We start from the raw sequence: 16,301 nt of genomic DNA, 5'->3' as shown, positions 1-16,301 counted from the left end.
GATCCGAGCACCATGCAGAATCGCTGGGGCTGCTTCGCAGCCCTTTCGCGGCACAAGGCCGCTCCTACACAAGACCGCGCTGCTTACTGGTTTATTTGGCCGGAGCTGGCTTGCGCAGCATCATGGAGTTTTCCACAGGCACCCCTGAATGCTGCGATAGGGCACTACAGCCCCACCAACAACTCCCGGTAATCTTCCACCGCCGCAAACTCCTGGGTATCGCGCGGCTGTGCCTTGCTGTCCGGCTGGCGCACGGCCAGCAGATGCCCCACGCCAAACCGCTGCGCGCTGCGCAGGATGGCCAGGGTGTCATCGATGAACAGGCTGCGCGCCGGGTCGAAGCCGATGTCGGCGTGCAGCGCATCCCAGAAGTGCGGGCTCTCTTTGGGGTAGCCATAGTCGTGGGAACTGATCAGCCGCTCGAAATACGGCGCCAGCTCCACCCGCTCAAGCTTGAGCGACAGCGAATCGCGGTGGGCGTTGGTGATCATCACCACGCGCTTGCCGGCCTGGCGGATGGCGGCCAGAAAGGTGTCGGCGTCTGGGCGCAAGGCGATCAGGTCGGCGATTTCCTGCTTGAGCTCACGGATCGGCAGGCGCAGCTCGGTGCTCCAGAAGTCCAGGCAGTACCAGTTCAGCGTGCCGGCATGGCGCTCGAACAGCGGCTGCAGCTCCAGCTCGGCCATGGCGCGGCTGACCCCATGCAGCTCGGCATAGCGTTGCGGCAGGTGTTCGAGCCAGAAGCGGTTGTCGTAGTGCAGGTCGAGCAGGGTGCCGTCCATGTCCAGCAGGACAGTGTCGATGGCAGACCACGGAAGAACGGGCATGGGAAACTCTCGATCAGTCGGCAAGCCACGGTATAGTAACCCGTTCACGCCAAGGAGCCGCACCATGCGCCAGAAACCCACCGTCCTCAGCCGCGAAATCGTTGCCAGCAGCCACCTGTTCCGGGTCGAGGCGGTGCAGTTGCGCTTCTCCAATGGTGTCGAGCGTACTTACGAACGCCTGGTCGGTCGCGGCAACGGTTATGGCGCGGTGATGATCGTCGCCATGCTCGACGCCGAGCATGCGGTGCTGGTCGAGGAATACTGCGGCGGTACCGACGAATACGAGCTGTCGCTGCCCAAGGGGTTGATCGAGCCCGGTGAAGACGTGCTGGCCGCCGCTGACCGCGAGCTCAAGGAAGAAGCCGGCTTTGGCGCGCGGCAACTGGAGCACCTGACCGAGCTTTCGCTGTCGCCCGGTTACATGAGCCAGAAAATCCAGGTGGTGCTGGCCACTGACTTGTACGAAGAGCATCTGGAGGGCGACGAGCCTGAGCCGATGCGGGTGGACAAGGTCAACCTGCGCGAGCTTTCAGCCCTGGCCATGCACCCGCAGTTCTCGGAGGGCCGTGCCTTGGCGGCGCTGTACCTGGCCCGTGACCTGTTGATCCAGCGCGGGGTACTGAGCGTATGAACGATCTGCATTTGATGCACGAAGCGGTGAAGCTTGCGCACCTGGCGGGCCAGGCGATTCTGCCGTTCTGGCGCGCCGATGTGGCGGTGACCAACAAAGCCGATGATTCGCCGGTGACTGCTGCAGACCTTGCTGCGCATCGCGTCATCGCCGATGGCTTGCAGGCGCTGGCGCCGGATATTCCGGTGTTGTCCGAAGAAGACTGCGACATCCCCCTGGCCGAGCGCGCGCGCTGGCAGCGCTGGTGGCTGGTCGACCCACTGGATGGCACCAAGGAATTCATTGCCGGCAGCGAAGAGTTCACCGTCAACATTGCCCTGATCGAACGCGGCGAAGTGGTGTTTGGCGTGGTGGCAATGCCGACCAATGGCCGCTGCTACTTCGGTGGCCGGGCATTGGGTGCCTGGCGTGTACAAGGTGGCGACGCTGCGCAGCCCATCAAGGTGCGCAGCGCACCGCCTGCCGGTGAGCGCTTCACCGTGGTTGCCAGCCGTCGGCATACCAGCCCGGCCCAGGAGGCGCTGTTGGCCGGCCTGGGCGACGCCGTCGGGGAATTGGAGCTGGCCAATATCGGCAGCTCGCTGAAGTTCTGCTTGCTGGCTGAGGGCAGTGCCGATTGCTATCCGCGCCTGGCGCCGACGTCGCAGTGGGACACGGCTGCGGCGCAGGGGGTATTGGAAGGGGCTGGCGGTGAGGTGATCGGGCTGGACGGGCAAGCGTTTCGGTATCCGGCCCGGGAGTCATTGCTTAATGAGTTTTTCCTGGCGTTGCCGAAGGCTGCTGGCTGGCGGCAGGGGTTGGTTGAGCTGGCTGGGGCGATCAAGGGCTGAGAAATTGGGGCCGCTTTGCGGCCCATCGCGGCACAAGGCCGCTCCTACACAGGGAGTGAGTATGGCCTCTGTGGGAGCGGGCTTGCCCCGCGATACCGGCGTAGCCGGTGCCATCCACACAAGCGCAGGCTCACCGGTGCAACACATACTGCCCGCTGAAGCGCACCGCCGGCTCATCGCTGCCGGCATTGCTCACCACTGTCTCAAGCGTCAACCGCGCCCGCCCGCGGCGCTGGTACATCGCCAGAAACCGCGCCCAGGCTTTTTCGTCCGGCGCCGGGCAACTGGCCACCGCCGCGCCAGTCACCGGTAGCGGGTAACTGATCTGCCCTTCCTGAATGACGATGTGCCCATCATCAATGCCCAGCTCGCGCAAACGCAGGTGCAGCCAGCCCCAACCCGCCAGCACCGCCGCGCAATACAGGCTGCCGCCGAACATGGTGCTCTTGTGGTTGACGTTGGGCGCCAACGGCAATTGCAGGCGCAGGCACTGCGCCTGCCAGTCGAGCACCTGCATGCCCATTTCTGCGGTCAGCGGGATATCGCTGTGCAATACGCTCTGCAGGTAGTGGCTGTCGCTGCTCATCAACGGTGCTCCTCGTGTTCGTCATGCCCGCCGCTGCCGCCCTCGAAACTCAGGCCGTGCTTGCGCAGTTTGTCGTGCAGGGTTTTGCGCGGCACCCCCAGCGCCTCGGCGAGGCTGCGCATCGAGCTGTGCGGCTGGGCCAGTTCGGCGGCAATCAGCGAGCGCTCGAACTGCTCGACCTGCTCGCTCAAATTGCCACTGGCCACGCTCACTGGCAGCTCGCGGCTGGCGGCCGGCAACTGGCCGTCCAGCGCCAGCTCAAGGCCCAGGGCGAACCGCTCGGCGGCGTTCTGCAACTCGCGCACGTTGCCTGGCCAGTCGTGGCGCAGCAGCAGTGCCCGCTGCGCCGGTTGCAGGCTGTGCGGGGGCAGGCCGTGGCGCTGGCTGGCGGCATCGGCAAAGTGCTGGAACAGCAGCAGGATGTCATCGCCGCGCTCGCGCAGCGCCGGAATGCGCAGCGAGGCGACGTTCAGCCGGTAGTACAAGTCGGCGCGAAAACGGCCCTGATCGGCGCTGTGGCGCAGGTCTTCCTTGGTGGCGGCGACGATGCGGATGTCCAGCGGGATCAGCTGGTTGCCGCCCAGGCGCTCGACGACTCGCTCCTGCAACAGGCGCAGCAGCTTGACCTGCACATCCAGGCTCATGCTTTCGATTTCATCGAGGAACAGCGTGCCGCCGTTGGCGAATTCGAACTTGCCGATACGGCGCTTCTGCGCGCCGGTAAAGGCGCCCGGCTCGTGGCCGAACAGCTCGCTCTCCACCACTGATTCGGCCAGCGCGCCGGCGTTGATTGCCACGAACGGCCCATCGCGGCGGCTGGACAGGTCGTGCAGCGCACGCGCCACTACCTCCTTGCCTGCGCCGGTCTCGCCCAGAATCAGCACATCGGCGCGGGTGCCGGCCAGGGCGCCGATCTGCTCGCGCAGGCGCTGCATCGATGCCGACTGGCCCACCAGCCGCGTGGCCAGTTGCTGGCGGTCGCTCAGCGCCAGGCGCAGGCTGCGGTTGTCCAGCACCAGCCGGCGCAAGGCCAGGGCGCGGCGCACGCTGTCCAGCAGGGCGTCGCTGGCGAAGGGTTTTTCCAGAAAGTCATAGGCGCCTGCGCGCATGGCCTGCACCGCCAGCGGCACATCGCCGTGGCCGGTGATCAGCAGCACCGGCAGCTCGCTGTCGCGGGCGTGCAGTTGTTCGAGCAGTTGCAGGCCGTCGATGCCTGGCATGCGGATATCGCTGACCACCACACCCGGCCAGTCGGCCTCGATGCGCTCGGCCAGCCCTTGCGCGTCGGCCAGGGCCTCGACCCGCAGGCCGGCGAGGTCCAAGGTCTGGCTGAGGGCTTGGCGCAGGTGCGGGTCGTCATCGACCAGGATCACCTGGGCGCGGCTGTCGATCAGTGTCTCGGTGCTCATGCCGAGGAATCCTCCGAAGATTGCAGGTTGGCGCCGGGCTTGGCCACGCGCAGTTTCAGGGTCAGCAGGGCGCCGCCTTCCGGGTGGTTGGCCAGCAGCAGCTCACCGCCCAAGGCCAGCATCAGGCTTTCGCAGATGGCCAGGCCCAGGCCCAGGCCCTGGGTGCGGGTCTTGGTGGTGAAGAACGGCTCCTTGGCCTGCTCCAGTGCCTGGCGGCTAAAGCCTGGGCCGTTGTCGCGGATGTACAGGTAGACGCAGTCATCGTGGCGTTCGGCACTGAGCATGAGCCTGCGCGGGTTGGCTTTTTCGGTGAGCGCATCGAGGGCGTTGGCCAGCAGGTTGCCGAGCACCTGGCGCAGGCGGGTTTCGCCGGCCTGCACCCACAAGGTGGCCTCGGGCAGGTCGCGCACCAGCTCCACGGCCATCGCCCGGCGGCGCTTGGCCAGCAGCGCCAGGGCGTCGTCCAGCGCCGGTTGCAGCGCCACGCTTTCCGGGGCGTGGCGGTCGCGGCGGGCGAAGGCGCGCAGGTGGGCGATGATCGAGGCCATGCGGCCGGTCAGCTCGCCAATCAGCTTGAGGTTGCCGCGTACGTCTTCGGTGCGTTGGTGGTCGAGCAGAATCTCGGCGTTTTCGGCATAGCTGCGGATCGCCGCCAGCGGCTGGTTGAGTTCGTGGCTGATGCTCGCCGACATGGTGCCGAGCACTGACAGCTTGCCGGCCTGCACCAGCTCATCCTGGGCGCGCACCAGCTCTTGCTGGGCGTTTTCGCGTTCAAGCACGGCGCTCTTGAGCCGCGTGTTGAGGCCTTCAAGGTCGGAGGTACGTTCCATCACGCGCTTTTCGAGCTCTTGGCGGGCGCGCGCCTCGAAGTCGATGCGGTCGATATAGTGGCGCCGCCGCTGCATCACTAGCCCGGCCAGCAACATGCACACCAGCAACGCGCCGGCGCCAATCGCCATGACGGTCTGCACCGAGCGGTCGACCAGGATGCGCGGCGCCAGAATGCTCACCTGCCAGCCGGTTTCCTTGATGTCGCGGCTTTGCGTCAGCCAGGCGTCGGCGCTCAGGCTCAGCGGTTGCGGCGCCTGGGTGGGGTAGGGCTGGATGGCGATGATCGCCTGGCGCTCGGCCTCGGTCAGGGTGCGGGTGGCGCGGAACCGCCAGTCCGGGCGCGAGGTGAGCACCACCACGCCGAACTGGTCGGTCAGCAGCAGTTGCTCGGGGGTGCGGCCCCAGAGGGTTTCGGTGTGGTCGAGGTCGACCTTCACCACCAGCACGCCGATCACGCGCTCGCGGTCGCGCACGGCGGCGGCAAAGAAGTAGCCGCGCTTGGCCGAGGTGGTGCCCTGGCCGAAGAAGCGCCCCAGGCGCCCGTCCATGGCTTCGTTGAAGTACGGGCGGAAGGCAAAGTTGCGGCCGACGAAGCTGTCCTGCTTGTCCCAGTTGGAGGCGGCCAAGGTATTGCCGCGCACATCCATCAGGTACATCACTTCGGCGCCGCTCTGCTGGGTGATGTCCTTGAGCAGGCGGTTGGCGTTGGTGACCGCCTCCAGCTTGAACGGGTCGGCCAGCGCGCCGCGCAGTGCCGGCAGGTCGCCGAGGATCTGCGGCAACACTTCGTAACGGTGCAGGGTGCCGAGCAGGTTGGCCACATACAGGTCGAGGGTCTGGCGGTTCTGCGAGGCCAGCTCCTCCTGGTAATAGCGCTCGGCCAAATGGTGCAGCGGCCACAGTAACGGGGCCAGGCACAGGGCCAGCAGGGCGAGGCTGCGCCAGCGAGGGCGGCGGGGAGGCGTGGGTTTCGGAATCATCGCTTAAGTGCGCCAGAAAAGTCTGGCGCAATTATGCGCTACTTGAGGCAGTCGATCAGCGCCTGTTGCCAGTGCGGCTGGCTGACCTGCCAGTTGCGCGCAAGCCGTGTGCAGTCCAGGCGCGAATTCAGCGGCCGCTGTGCAGGGGTCGGGTATTCGCTGGAAGGAATGGGCAGCAGCTCGGCGCAGGGCAGGCCACGGGCCTTGAGTTGCGCGCCGATGGCCTGGGCAAACCCGTACCAGGAGGTCTCGCCCTGGGCCGTCAGGTGGTAGGTGCCCCATTGCCCGGCTTGCCCGCCCTGCCAACGCTGGACCAGCGCAGCGGTGCTGGCAGCGATGGTGCCGGCCCAGGTGGGCGCGCCAATCTGGTCGCTGACCACCTTGAGCTGTGGCCGCTCTTGCAGCAGGCGCCACATGGTCAGCAGGAAATTGCGCCCAGACTGTGAGTACACCCAGCTGGTGCGCAGTATCAGGTGCTGGCCGCCAACCTCGGTGATGGCCAGCTCGCCGGCCAGCTTGCTGTTGCCGTACACGCCCAGTGGGTTCGGCGCATCGTCCTCGCTGTAAGGCGCGGCTTTGCGGCCATCGAACACGTAGTCGGTGGAGTAGTGGATCAGCGGTACGCCCAGGCGCTCGGCTTCTTCGGCCAGCACCCGAGGGGCCTGGGCGTTGATCGCGAAGGCAAGCTCGGGCTCGCTTTCGGCCTGGTCCACCGCCGTGTGCGCAGCGGCGTTGATGATCAGGTCGGGGGCAAGGTCGCGCAGCGGCTGGCGCAGTTGCTCGGGGTCGGCCATGTCGAGCTGGTCGCGGCCGCGCAACAGCACCTCGCCCAACCCCTCAAGGCTATGGCCCAGCGCCTGCGCCACCTGGCCGTTATGGCCGCATACCAGAACCCTCATGGGAACAGCTCGGCATCGGCGAATGCCACGGCGGCCTGGTCCTTGGCGGACAGCTGCGGCTGTAGACCGCCCAGTTGCCAGTCAATGGCCAACTGCGGGTCATCCCAACGGATGCTGCGTTCTGCGGCAGGGTTGTAGTAGTCGGTGGTCTTGTAGAGAAAATCGGCCGATTCGCTCAGCACCACGAAACCATGGGCGAACCCCGGCGGGACCCACATCTGCCGGTGGTTGTCGGCCGACAGGCGCTCGGCGACCCACTGGCCGAAGGTTGGCGAATGGCGGCGTATATCCACCGCCACATCCAGCACCTCACCCTGCACCACGCGCACCAGCTTGCCCTGTGGGTTCTGCAACTGGTAATGCAGCCCGCGCAGCACGCCGCGCTGGGAGCGCGAGTGGTTGTCCTGGACGAAATCCAAGGCAATGTCGGCGTGCTCGGCAAAGGCGCGGGCATTGAAGCTTTCGCAGAAAAAGCCACGGCTGTCGCCGAACACCTGGGGTTCGATAATCAGTACATCGGGCAGAGCGGTCGCAACGATTTTCATGTGTTCTCTTCAGCCAGTTTCAGCAGGTACTGACCGTATCCGGTTTTCTTCAGGTCCGCCGCCTTGGCCAGCAGGCGGTCGCGGCATATCCAGCCATTCTGGTAGGCGATTTCTTCGAGGCAGGCCACTTTGAGGCCTTGGCGGTTCTCGATGGTCTGCACGTACTGCGAAGCTTCCAGCAGGCTTTCGTGGGTGCCGGTATCGAGCCAGGCGAAACCACGGCCAAAGCGCTCGACACGCAGGTCGCCGCGTTGCAGGTAGGCATTGTTCACGTCGGTGATTTCCAGCTCGCCACGGGCCGAGGGGCGGATGCCTTTGGCGATCTGCACCACGTCGTTGTCGTAGAAGTACAGGCCGGTGACGGCGTAGCTGGATTTGGGCTGCTGGGGTTTCTCTTCGATCGACAGGGCGCGGCCTTCGGCGTCGTACTCGATCACGCCGAAACGCTCCGGGTCCTTGACCCAATAGCCAAACACGGTTGCGCCACTGGGGTGCGCGGCGGCGCGCTGCAGTTGTTCGCTGAAGCCTTGGCCGTGGAAAATGTTGTCACCCAGAATCAGGCATACCGGGTCATCGCCGATGAATTCCTCGCCAATCAGGAATGCCTGGGCCAGGCCATCCGGGGAGGGCTGTTCGGCATAGCTTACGTTGATGCCGAACTGGCTGCCGTCGCCGAACAGTTGGCGGTACTGCGGCAGGTCTTGCGGCGTCGAGATCAGCAGAATGTCGCGGATACCGGCGAGCATCAGCACCGAGACCGGGTAGTAGATCATCGGTTTGTCGTAGATCGGCAGCAATTGCTTGGACACACCCAGGGTGATCGGGTGCAGCCGGGTGCCGGAACCACCGGCCAGAACGATACCTTTGCTCATGCGATCAGGTCCTTGATATCAGAGTTGCCCAGGCGTTCGCCCTGGTAGCTGCCGTTTTGCACGTTGGTGCACCAGTCCAGGTTGGCCAGGTACCACTGCACGGTTTTGCGCAGGCCGGTGGAGAAGGTTTCATCGGGGGCCCAGCCCAGCTCACGCTCGATCTTGCTCGCATCGATGGCGTAGCGCAGGTCGTGGCCAGGGCGGTCCCTGACAAACGTGATCAGCTCGGCATAGTGCGCAATGCCGGCTGGGCGGCGCTCAGGGGCGAGTTCTTCGAGCAACGCGCAGAGTTCGCGCACCACATCGATGTTCTTCTGCTCGTTGTGGCCGCCAATGTTGTAGGTCTCGCCAACCGTACCTGCGCTGACCACCTTCAGCAGGGCGCGGGCGTGGTCTTCGACGTACAGCCAGTCGCGCACCTGTTCGCCATTGCCATACACCGGCAGTGGCTTGCCGGCGAGGGCGTTTAGGATGGTCAGCGGAATGAGTTTTTCTGGGAAGTGGTACGGGCCGTAGTTGTTCGAGCAGTTGGTGATCAGCACCGGCAGGCCATAGGTACGCTGCCATGCGCGCACCAGGTGGTCGGACGCCGCCTTGCTGGCCGAATAAGGCGAGCTGGGCGCGTAGGGCGTGGTCTCGGTGAACAGGTCATCGACGCCGTGCAGGTCGCCATAGACCTCGTCGGTGGAAATATGGTGAAAGCGGAACGCGGTGCGCTGTGCATCCGGCAGGGTGCTCCACCAGGCGCGGGTGCTTTCGAGCAACGCATAGGTGCCGACGATGTTGGTCTGGATGAACGCAGCCGGGCCATCGATGGAGCGGTCGACGTGGGACTCGGCGGCCAGGTGCATGATCGCGTCGGGCTGGAAGCGTTGCAGTACCGCGCTGACCACCGGCGTGTCGGCGATATCGGCCTGGACGAATTCGTAGCGGCTGTTGCTGGCGATGGGTTGCAGCGACTCCAGGTTGCCGGCGTAGGTCAGCTTGTCGAGGTTGAGAACCTCATGGTCAGTGTTTTCGATCAGGTGGCGGATCAGGGCCGAACCGATGAAACCGGCGCCGCCGGTAACGAGAATGCGCATGAACGGTTGCCTTGTCAGAAAGTTATGGCAATAGCGTAGCTTGTCGGCTGTAGCCATCTATGGCAAGTGTGGCGACATCGCTCGGGCGATCGGAAATTTCGAGCGCCCACTTGTTTGTCGGCGGCACTAGTGGCGATATAAGCGAAAAAAAACGAGGTCCCTGCAAATGCCCCTGAGTACCCTGATCCAACGTTCGAGCCAGCCAAGCCCTTCACTCAGTGAAGCCCAGGCCCACGCCTTGCTGCGTTCGCACTACGATTTGCAGGGTGGGCTGCAGGCGCTGGGCAGCCAGCAGGACCTTAACCTGCGGGTCGATAGCGAGCAGGGGCGGTTTGTGCTCAAAGCGTGCCACGGCAGCTATGCCGAGGTGGAGTTGCAGGCCCAGCATGCGGCGCTGGCCTATCTGCGCGAGCACGGCTTGCCCGTGCCGAAAGTGCGCCCTGCAAACAATGGCGCCGACCTGCTGGCGCTGGAAATCGACGGCCAGCCCTTGCGAGTGCGGTTGCTGGACTACATCGACGGTGAGCCGCTGACCCGCCTCAAGCACATGCCGGCACGGCTGATGGCCGAGCTGGGTGGGTTGTGCGCGCAGGTCGACAAAGCCCTGGCCGGTTTCGACCACCCAGGCCTTGCGCGAACCCTGCAATGGGACCCGCAGCACGCCGTGGCGCTCGTCGAGCACCTGTTGCCGGTGCTTACCGACCCGCAGCGCCGTGAACAGGTGGCCGCCCTTGCGCAACAGGCCGCGCACGCGCTGGCGCCGCTGGTCGACACGTTGCCGCAGCAGGCCGTGCACCTGGATATCACCGACGACAACGTGGTGTGGGCCCGCGATGCCCAACGCGAATGGCAACTGCAAGGGGTGATCGACTTTGGCGACCTGCTGCGCACCTGGCGCATCGCCGACCTGTCGGTGACCTGCACCGCGCTGCTGCACCATGTCGAAGGTGACCCGCTGCGTATTCTGCCGGCCATTGCCGCCTACCAGGCGCATAACCCATTGCTCGAAGCCGAGCTGCGCGCATTGTGGCCGCTGATGCAACTGCGCGCGGCAGTGTTGGTGTTGAGCGGCGAGCAGCAATTGGCGATCGATCCGCACAATGACTACATCCGCAACAACATTACCCATGAGTGGGAGATATTCGATACCGCCAGCGCGCTGCCGGCGGCGTTGGTGGAGGCGGCGATCCTGCACGCCGCGGGTGTGACACCCCATAGCGCCGACTTCAGCACAAGCCTGCCACTGCTGCCGGCTATTGCTGGCCACCCGGTGAGCCTGGTCGACCTTGGCGTGCTCAGCCCGCACTGCGAGGCGGGCAACTGGGAGCAGCCCGGCTTCGATCAACGCCTGCTCGCCGCACAGCCCGCGCCTGCCAGCACCCTGCACGGCCAATACCGGCTGTCGCAAACCCATATCGACCGCCCTGAAGAGCCTGCCACCTGTGCCTTGGGTGTAGAACTGCATGTGCTGCCAGGCACCGCCGTGCAGGCGCCGCAGGCCGGCGTGTGGCAGCGCATCGACGCCCAGCGCGGCTGCCTGCGTACGGCGCACTGGAGCCTGTGGCTGGACGGCCTTGAAGCCGCCCCCGACGATGGCCAGACGCTGCAACGCGGCCAGGCACTGGGCGCCAGCTGCGGCTTCTTGCGCGTGCAACTGTGCCTGGACAGCCACCTGCGCCCGCCATTCTTTGCCGTGCCATCGCATGCCGCTGCCTGGCTGGCGCTGTGCCCGTCGCCGCAGGCCTTGCTGGGCTTCGCCTGTGATGCCCCGCCGTTGGCCGACCCGCAGGCCCTGCTGGCGCGCCGCGAGGCAAGTTTTGCCCGTTCGCAGAAACACTATTACGCACAGCCGCCACACATCGAGCGCGGCTGGCGCAACTACCTGATCGACATGCAGGGCCGCTCGTACCTCGACATGCTCAACAACGTCGCGGTGCTCGGCCACGGCCACCCGCGCATGGCGGCCGAGTCGGCGCGCCAGTGGTCACTGGTCAACACCAACTCGCGCTTTCATTACGCAGCCATCGCCGAGTTTTCCGAGCGCCTGCTCGAAGTCGCTCCGCCAGGTTTTGACCGGGTATTTCTGGTCAATAGCGGCACCGAGGCCAACGACCTGGCGATCCGCCTGGCCTGGGCCTACAGCGGCGGGCGCGACCTGCTCAGCGTGCTGGAGGCCTACCACGGCTGGTCGGTCGCTACCGACGCTATCTCGACCTCCATTGCCGACAACCCCAAGGCCCTTGAAACCCGCCCCGACTGGGTGCACCCGGTGGAGGCGCCGAACACCTTCCGCGGCCGCTTCCGTGGCGCCGACAGCGCGGCCGACTACCTGCGGGATGTCGATGCCAAGCTCGCTGACCTGGACGCCCGTGGCCGGCAACTGGCCGGCATGATCTGTGAGCCGGTGTACGGCAATGCCGGCGGTATCTCGCTGCCGCCAGGTTACCTGCGCGAGGCTTACGCCAAGGTGCGCCAGCGCGGCGGGGTGTGCATCGCCGATGAAGTGCAGGTGGGCTATGGCCGGTTGGGTGAGTACTTCTGGGGCTTCGAAGAGCAGGGTGTGGTGCCGGATATCATCACCATGGCCAAAGGCATGGGCAACGGCCAGCCACTGGGCGCGGTGATCACCCGGCGTGAAATAGCCGAGGCGCTGGAGGCGGAGGGCTACTTCTTCTCGTCGGCGGGCGGCAGCCCGGTCAGTTGCCGCATTGGCATGGCGGTGCTGGATGTGATGCGCGACGAAGGGCTGTGGGACAACGCCCGTGACGTGGGGCGCTATTTCAAAGCGCGCCTGCAAGGGCTTGTGGATAAGTATCCGCTTGCCGGTGCAGCGCATGGCTCGGGCTTTTACCTGGGCCTTGAGCTGGTGCGCGACCGCCAGACGCTCGAACCTGCCAGCGAGGAAACCATGACGCTGTGCAACCGCCTGCGCGATCTGGGGATTTTCATGCAGCCGACCGGCGACTACCTGAACATTCTCAAGATCAAGCCGCCCATGTGCACCAGCAAAGCCAGCGTGGATTACTTTGTCGACAGCGTGGAGCGCATCCTCAACGAAGGGCTCTAACGCGCTACGTACCGCCTGCTTGCCGATTGTTATCGGTTTGGCAGGCTTTTTTATCGGCGGTTATTTTCGAAAAAGCACTTTAAAGCCGATATTTATCGGTTGTAATATGCCCCCGTATCGTACGCTGCCTATACTGGCTGGCCTGCTTCACCATTCGTTCAACGACCTGGCGCCCTTGGCTCCGGGCCTTTGCAGAGGTTACCCATGAAGACCCTGAATTCGACCCCGCGCGCCGACGGCTTCCACATGCCTGCCGAGTGGGCCCCGCAGGCCCAGGTGTGGATGGTGTGGCCAGAGCGCCCGGACAACTGGCGCCTGGGCGGCAAGCCTGCGCAAGCCGCGCATGTGACCCTGGCCAAGGCCATCGCCCGTTTCGAGCCGGTTACCGTGGCAGTGTCTGCCGGCCAGTACGAAAATGCCCGGCGCCAGCTCGACCTGCCCAACATCCGCGTGGTCGAAATGAGCAGCGATGATGCCTGGGTGCGTGACACCGGGCCGACCTTCGTGATCAACCACAACGGCGAAGTGCGCGGTGTGGACTGGGGCTTCAACGCCTGGGGCGGTTTTGACGGCGGCCTGTACGCGCCGTGGAATCGCGATGAGGCGGTGGCGAGCAAGGTGCTGGAGATGGAGCGCGTACAGCGCTATCAAACCGAGGGCTTCGTGCTCGAAGGCGGCTCGATCCACGTCGATGGTGAAGGCACGGTGATCACCACCGAAGAATGCCTGCTCAACCGTAACCGCAACCCGCACCTGAGCCGCGAGCAGATCGAAGACGTGCTGCGCGAGCACCTGGCGGTCGATACCGTCATCTGGCTGCCCGATGGCTTGTACAACGACGAGACCGACGGGCACGTCGACAACTTCTGCTGTTACGTACGCCCCGGCGAAGTGTTACTGGCCTGGACCGATGATTCCAACGACCCCAACTATGCGCGCTGCCACGCAGCCTTCGAGGTGTTGAAAAACAGCCGCGACGCCAAAGGCCGTGAGTTCGTGGTGCACAAGATGCCGATCCCGGGCCCGCTGTTCGCCACCGCCGAAGAGTGCGACGGCGTCGATCAGGTAGTGGGCAGCCAGGAGCGGGATCCGTCGGTGCGGCTGGCGGGGTCCTACGTCAACTTCCTCATCGTCAATGGCGGCATCATTGCGCCAAGCTTCGATGACCCGGCGGATGCGCAGGCCAGGGAGATTCTGCAGAAGATTTTCCCGGACCATGAAGTGGTGATGATTCCGGGCCGCGAGCTGTTGTTGGGCGGTGGCAACATCCATTGCCTGACCCAGCAGCAGCCGGCGCCGATCAAGCGCTGAGGCGTTGCGCCGGCTCAACAGCCCGTCCTCGTGACGGGCTTTTTTGTGTGTGCTCGCAACGAGCTGGCACAGCTCTTGTATTGTTTTTCCATTGTGTTTCAGAGGGATACCAGTAAGTCGTTCTGTAACAAACCTTACGTAAGTTAGCCACTCACGGGCCCAGGGGAGTGCGTGTGAAATGAATGCAGCAAATGAGCTGGCGATGCCGCGTTCGGCGGTTAACCAGGATTCGCTCAAAGTGCTGGCGCAGTGGCTGAAGCACCATGGAAATATCCGGGTCAGGACGACCGACCCGCGCCGCCTGCTCGACGGGCGATACCCGCAAGGCTTGATCAGCGATGCTGAACTAGAGGCCTTGCTGGCGGTGTGGCACTAAGCCGCCCACCGCCTTGGGCTACCAGCAACGCCACCGCCTCTGCGGTGGCGTTTTTGTTTGCGGCCGATTGAGCGCTGATGTGTATCTGCTTGTAAGTGAACATTCCGCCGTTAGCAGGGTTGCCTAGCAGTTTCACCAACCCCTGTCTGCCCGATGTATATGACGACTGTGCGGTCATCTTCTTCATTTTCACAAAGAGACAGATTTGCGCTGACTCAGGGCAGAGGCGCGTGAGATTGCACTATGCCTGACCTCATTTTTGGTTATATCAACCTGCCTTTCACGATTTTTTGACATGTATGAGCATGCACGGATAGGATTCGGCCTCTACGCCTGCTGGCCATGAGATGGCCATGGGGTTGAAAGGCTTGCAACAGACTGTGTGCAGCCCTTCAAACCCGGATCCGCATAGCGTCGAACCTACGTAGGGGCGTTGGTTCCTGGCGTTTATATGCAGCGCGTTTTTGATCAAGAAATAAGGAAAATAACATGTTGAAAACCAGGATCAGCCTGGTCGCCCTGGCGATGATCGCCGCGACCCAGGCACAGGCCAACGAGCAGGCCGACAGCAAAGGTTTCATCGAGGACAGCCACGCCAACGTCCTTCTGCGCAACGCTTACATCAACCGTGACAAGAAGCACGGCACCGACGACCAGATCGAATGGGGCCAGGCTTTCATCGGTAACTTCTCCTCCGGCTTCACCCAAGGCACCGTCGGCGTGGGCGTTGACGCCTTCGGCCTGTACGCCGTGCGCCTGGATGGCGGCAAAGGCCACAACGGTGGTGGTGGCGTCGACTTCTTCAAGCCGTACAACACCAAGAACGCCGACGGCAACGCCAGCAGCCCGCACGACCTGGCCCGCGCTGGCGCTGCGGTCAAGTTCCGCATCTCCAACACCGTGCTCAAGTACGGTGACCAGATGCCAGCTCTGCCGGTGCTGAACTACGACGACGGCCGTCTGCTGCCAGAAAGCTTCACCGGTACCCTGATCACCTCCAAAGAGATCAAGGGCCTGGAACTGAACGCCGGCCGCTTCACCCAGGAAGCGCGCAAGAGCGCTGAAGGCCGTGACAGCGGTGGCCTGAAGTCGATCAACGTGTTGGGCGGCAGCTACAAGTTCACTGACAACTTCACAGCGTCGCTGTACACCGCTGACAACGAAGATGTCATGAAGAAGCACTATCTGGGCTTGAACTACGTCTTCCCGATCGCGGCTGACCAGTCCCTGACCTTGGACTTCAACGGCTACAAGACCGACATCGACAAGAAGTTCGAGCGCAGCGCCTCGCTGACCGGTGACTCCAACACCATCTGGAGCCTGGCTGCTACCTACGCCTACGGCCCGCACTCGTTCACCCTGGCGCACCAGCGCAGCACCGGCAGCACCGGTTACAACTACAGCGGCTACCAGAGCGCTGGCGGTGTCGGTGACGGTGGTTCGACCATCTACCTGGCGAACTCCTACTGGTCGGACTTCAACGCCGAGGACGAGCGCTCCTGGCAGCTGGGCTACGGCCTGGACTTCAGCGCGTTCGGCGTACCGGGCCTGAGCTACAAGGTCGCGTACGTGGTGGGTGACAACATCAACACCCGCACCGTCGGCACCCCGCAAGGCTTCGGCGAAGGTAAAGAGCGCGAGATCTTCAACCAAGTGCGTTACGTCGTCCAGGAAGGCCCGGCCAAGGACCTTTCGATCAAGCTGCGTAGCTCGTTCCTGCGGACCAACACTGCGGTCCGTCAGAGCGAGTACAACGACGACGGCAACGAAGTGCGTGTGTTCGTCGAGTACCCGATCAGCATCTTCTGATACTGACCTGGCGTCTCAAGCAGCCCCGGCCTATGCCGGGGCTGTTTTTTTGTGGTTGCAAAGCAGGTATCCACACAGCCTGCCGGCCAGGCAAATGTCCTCGTGGCAAGCGGTTAGGTGCATCCCTGCACCGGCCTCATCGCAGGCTGGCGCCAGCTCCCACAGAGCTCATCCCCATATCGATGCCGTCTACGCGGTCAGTGTAGGAGCGGCCTTGTGCCGCGAAAGGGCTGCGAAGCAGCCCCA

General features: G+C 64.2%; 14 protein-coding genes. 6 read left to right on the top strand and 8 right to left on the bottom strand.

What is annotated here, in order from left to right; translation table 11 throughout:
* Positions 1–164 precede the first annotated feature (164 nt).
* The gene (gene yrfG / locus HU720_RS21450; protein ID WP_186522615.1) at positions 165–827 is read right to left on the bottom strand and encodes a GMP/IMP nucleotidase; all 663 of its coding nucleotides are present in this window, start codon (positions 825–827) and stop codon (positions 165–167) included.
* A gap of 64 nt (positions 828–891) precedes the next feature.
* Between yrfG and nudE the strand changes: the two genes are divergently transcribed.
* Together nudE and cysQ are read left to right on the top strand one after the other, a co-directional pair.
* The gene (nudE, locus tag HU720_RS21445; RefSeq protein ID WP_186522613.1) at positions 892–1,458 is read left to right on the top strand and encodes an ADP compounds hydrolase NudE; all 567 of its coding nucleotides are present in this window, start codon (positions 892–894) and stop codon (positions 1,456–1,458) included.
* Complete coding sequence (cysQ, locus tag HU720_RS21440) at positions 1,455–2,288, top strand: 3'(2'),5'-bisphosphate nucleotidase CysQ (RefSeq protein ID WP_186522611.1); 834 nt, start codon at positions 1,455–1,457, stop codon at positions 2,286–2,288. The genes nudE and cysQ overlap by 4 nt, the downstream gene beginning before the upstream one ends.
* Before the next feature lie 130 nt (positions 2,289–2,418).
* Here cysQ and HU720_RS21435 read toward each other — a convergent pair whose 3' ends face one another.
* From HU720_RS21435 to rfbB, 7 genes are read right to left on the bottom strand one after another with little or no spacing between them, the layout of a single operon-like run.
* Positions 2,419–2,874 carry a YiiD C-terminal domain-containing protein gene (locus HU720_RS21435; protein ID WP_186522608.1) on the bottom strand — a complete coding sequence of 152 codons (456 nt, stop codon included), beginning with the start codon at positions 2,872–2,874 and terminating at the stop codon, positions 2,419–2,421.
* Positions 2,874–4,283 carry a sigma-54 dependent transcriptional regulator gene (locus HU720_RS21430; protein WP_186522606.1) on the bottom strand — a complete coding sequence of 470 codons (1,410 nt, stop codon included), beginning with the start codon at positions 4,281–4,283 and terminating at the stop codon, positions 2,874–2,876. The genes HU720_RS21435 and HU720_RS21430 overlap by 1 nt, the downstream gene beginning before the upstream one ends.
* The gene (locus tag HU720_RS21425) at positions 4,280–6,094 is read right to left on the bottom strand and encodes an ATP-binding protein (protein WP_186522604.1); all 1,815 of its coding nucleotides are present in this window, start codon (positions 6,092–6,094) and stop codon (positions 4,280–4,282) included. Before HU720_RS21425 ends, HU720_RS21430 begins: the two co-directional genes overlap by 4 nt.
* Positions 6,095–6,132: 38 nt before the next feature.
* Entirely contained in the window at positions 6,133–6,993 is an 861-nt protein-coding gene (rfbD, locus tag HU720_RS21420; RefSeq protein ID WP_186522602.1) for a dTDP-4-dehydrorhamnose reductase, read from the bottom strand.
* The gene (gene rfbC, locus HU720_RS21415; RefSeq protein WP_186522600.1) at positions 6,990–7,538 is read right to left on the bottom strand and encodes a dTDP-4-dehydrorhamnose 3,5-epimerase; all 549 of its coding nucleotides are present in this window, start codon (positions 7,536–7,538) and stop codon (positions 6,990–6,992) included. The genes rfbD and rfbC overlap by 4 nt, the downstream gene beginning before the upstream one ends.
* On the bottom strand, positions 7,535–8,410 hold the full coding sequence (gene rfbA / locus HU720_RS21410; protein ID WP_186522598.1) for a glucose-1-phosphate thymidylyltransferase RfbA: 876 nt from the start codon (positions 8,408–8,410) through the stop codon (positions 7,535–7,537). Before rfbA ends, rfbC begins: the two co-directional genes overlap by 4 nt.
* Positions 8,407–9,492: a dTDP-glucose 4,6-dehydratase gene (gene rfbB, locus HU720_RS21405; protein WP_186522596.1), complete on the bottom strand. Its 1,086-nt coding sequence runs from the start codon at positions 9,490–9,492 to the stop codon at positions 8,407–8,409. The genes rfbA and rfbB overlap by 4 nt, the downstream gene beginning before the upstream one ends.
* Before the next feature lie 166 nt (positions 9,493–9,658).
* On the opposite strand from rfbB, the gene HU720_RS21400 reads away from it, so the two are divergent.
* From HU720_RS21400 to HU720_RS21385, 4 genes are all read left to right on the top strand, one after another.
* Positions 9,659–12,559: an aminotransferase gene (locus HU720_RS21400; RefSeq protein WP_186522594.1), complete on the top strand. Its 2,901-nt coding sequence runs from the start codon at positions 9,659–9,661 to the stop codon at positions 12,557–12,559.
* A gap of 204 nt (positions 12,560–12,763) precedes the next feature.
* A complete protein-coding gene (aguA, locus tag HU720_RS21395; RefSeq protein WP_186522592.1) occupies positions 12,764–13,870 on the top strand; it encodes an agmatine deiminase in 1,107 nt (368 codons plus the stop codon).
* 178 nt (positions 13,871–14,048) lie between these two features.
* A complete protein-coding gene (locus HU720_RS21390) occupies positions 14,049–14,246 on the top strand; it encodes a hypothetical protein (RefSeq protein WP_186522590.1) in 198 nt (65 codons plus the stop codon).
* A 489-nt stretch (positions 14,247–14,735) separates the two neighbouring features.
* Complete coding sequence (locus HU720_RS21385; RefSeq protein ID WP_186522580.1) at positions 14,736–16,055, top strand: OprD family porin; 1,320 nt, start codon at positions 14,736–14,738, stop codon at positions 16,053–16,055.
* The last annotated feature ends 246 nt before the right edge of the window (positions 16,056–16,301 follow it).

The organism is Pseudomonas sp. SWRI51 (assembly GCF_014268825.1).
Classification (GTDB): domain Bacteria; phylum Pseudomonadota; class Gammaproteobacteria; order Pseudomonadales; family Pseudomonadaceae; genus Aquipseudomonas; species Aquipseudomonas farsensis.
Note: the sequence above shows the minus strand (reverse complement) of the source record. Positions and strands in the feature narration are given on the sequence as shown.

Excerpts from the sequence above, each read along its gene's own strand:
- yrfG (WP_186522615.1), bottom strand. The coding sequence starts at position 827 with ATGCCCGTTCTTCCGTGGTCTGCCATCGACACTGTCCTGCTGGACATG.
- nudE (WP_186522613.1), top strand. The coding sequence starts at position 892 with ATGCGCCAGAAACCCACCGTCCTCAGCCGCGAAATCGTTGCCAGCAGC.
- cysQ (WP_186522611.1), top strand. The coding sequence starts at position 1,455 with ATGAACGATCTGCATTTGATGCACGAAGCGGTGAAGCTTGCGCACCTG.
- HU720_RS21435 (WP_186522608.1), bottom strand. The coding sequence starts at position 2,874 with ATGAGCAGCGACAGCCACTACCTGCAGAGCGTATTGCACAGCGATATC.
- HU720_RS21430 (WP_186522606.1), bottom strand. The coding sequence starts at position 4,283 with ATGAGCACCGAGACACTGATCGACAGCCGCGCCCAGGTGATCCTGGTC.
- HU720_RS21425 (WP_186522604.1), bottom strand. The coding sequence starts at position 6,094 with ATGATTCCGAAACCCACGCCTCCCCGCCGCCCTCGCTGGCGCAGCCTC.
- rfbD (WP_186522602.1), bottom strand. The coding sequence starts at position 6,993 with ATGAGGGTTCTGGTATGCGGCCATAACGGCCAGGTGGCGCAGGCGCTG.
- rfbC (WP_186522600.1), bottom strand. The coding sequence starts at position 7,538 with ATGAAAATCGTTGCGACCGCTCTGCCCGATGTACTGATTATCGAACCC.
- rfbA (WP_186522598.1), bottom strand. The coding sequence starts at position 8,410 with ATGAGCAAAGGTATCGTTCTGGCCGGTGGTTCCGGCACCCGGCTGCAC.
- rfbB (WP_186522596.1), bottom strand. The coding sequence starts at position 9,492 with ATGCGCATTCTCGTTACCGGCGGCGCCGGTTTCATCGGTTCGGCCCTG.
- HU720_RS21400 (WP_186522594.1), top strand. The coding sequence starts at position 9,659 with ATGCCCCTGAGTACCCTGATCCAACGTTCGAGCCAGCCAAGCCCTTCA.
- aguA (WP_186522592.1), top strand. The coding sequence starts at position 12,764 with ATGAAGACCCTGAATTCGACCCCGCGCGCCGACGGCTTCCACATGCCT.
- HU720_RS21390 (WP_186522590.1), top strand. The coding sequence starts at position 14,049 with ATGAATGCAGCAAATGAGCTGGCGATGCCGCGTTCGGCGGTTAACCAG.
- HU720_RS21385 (WP_186522580.1), top strand. The coding sequence starts at position 14,736 with ATGTTGAAAACCAGGATCAGCCTGGTCGCCCTGGCGATGATCGCCGCG.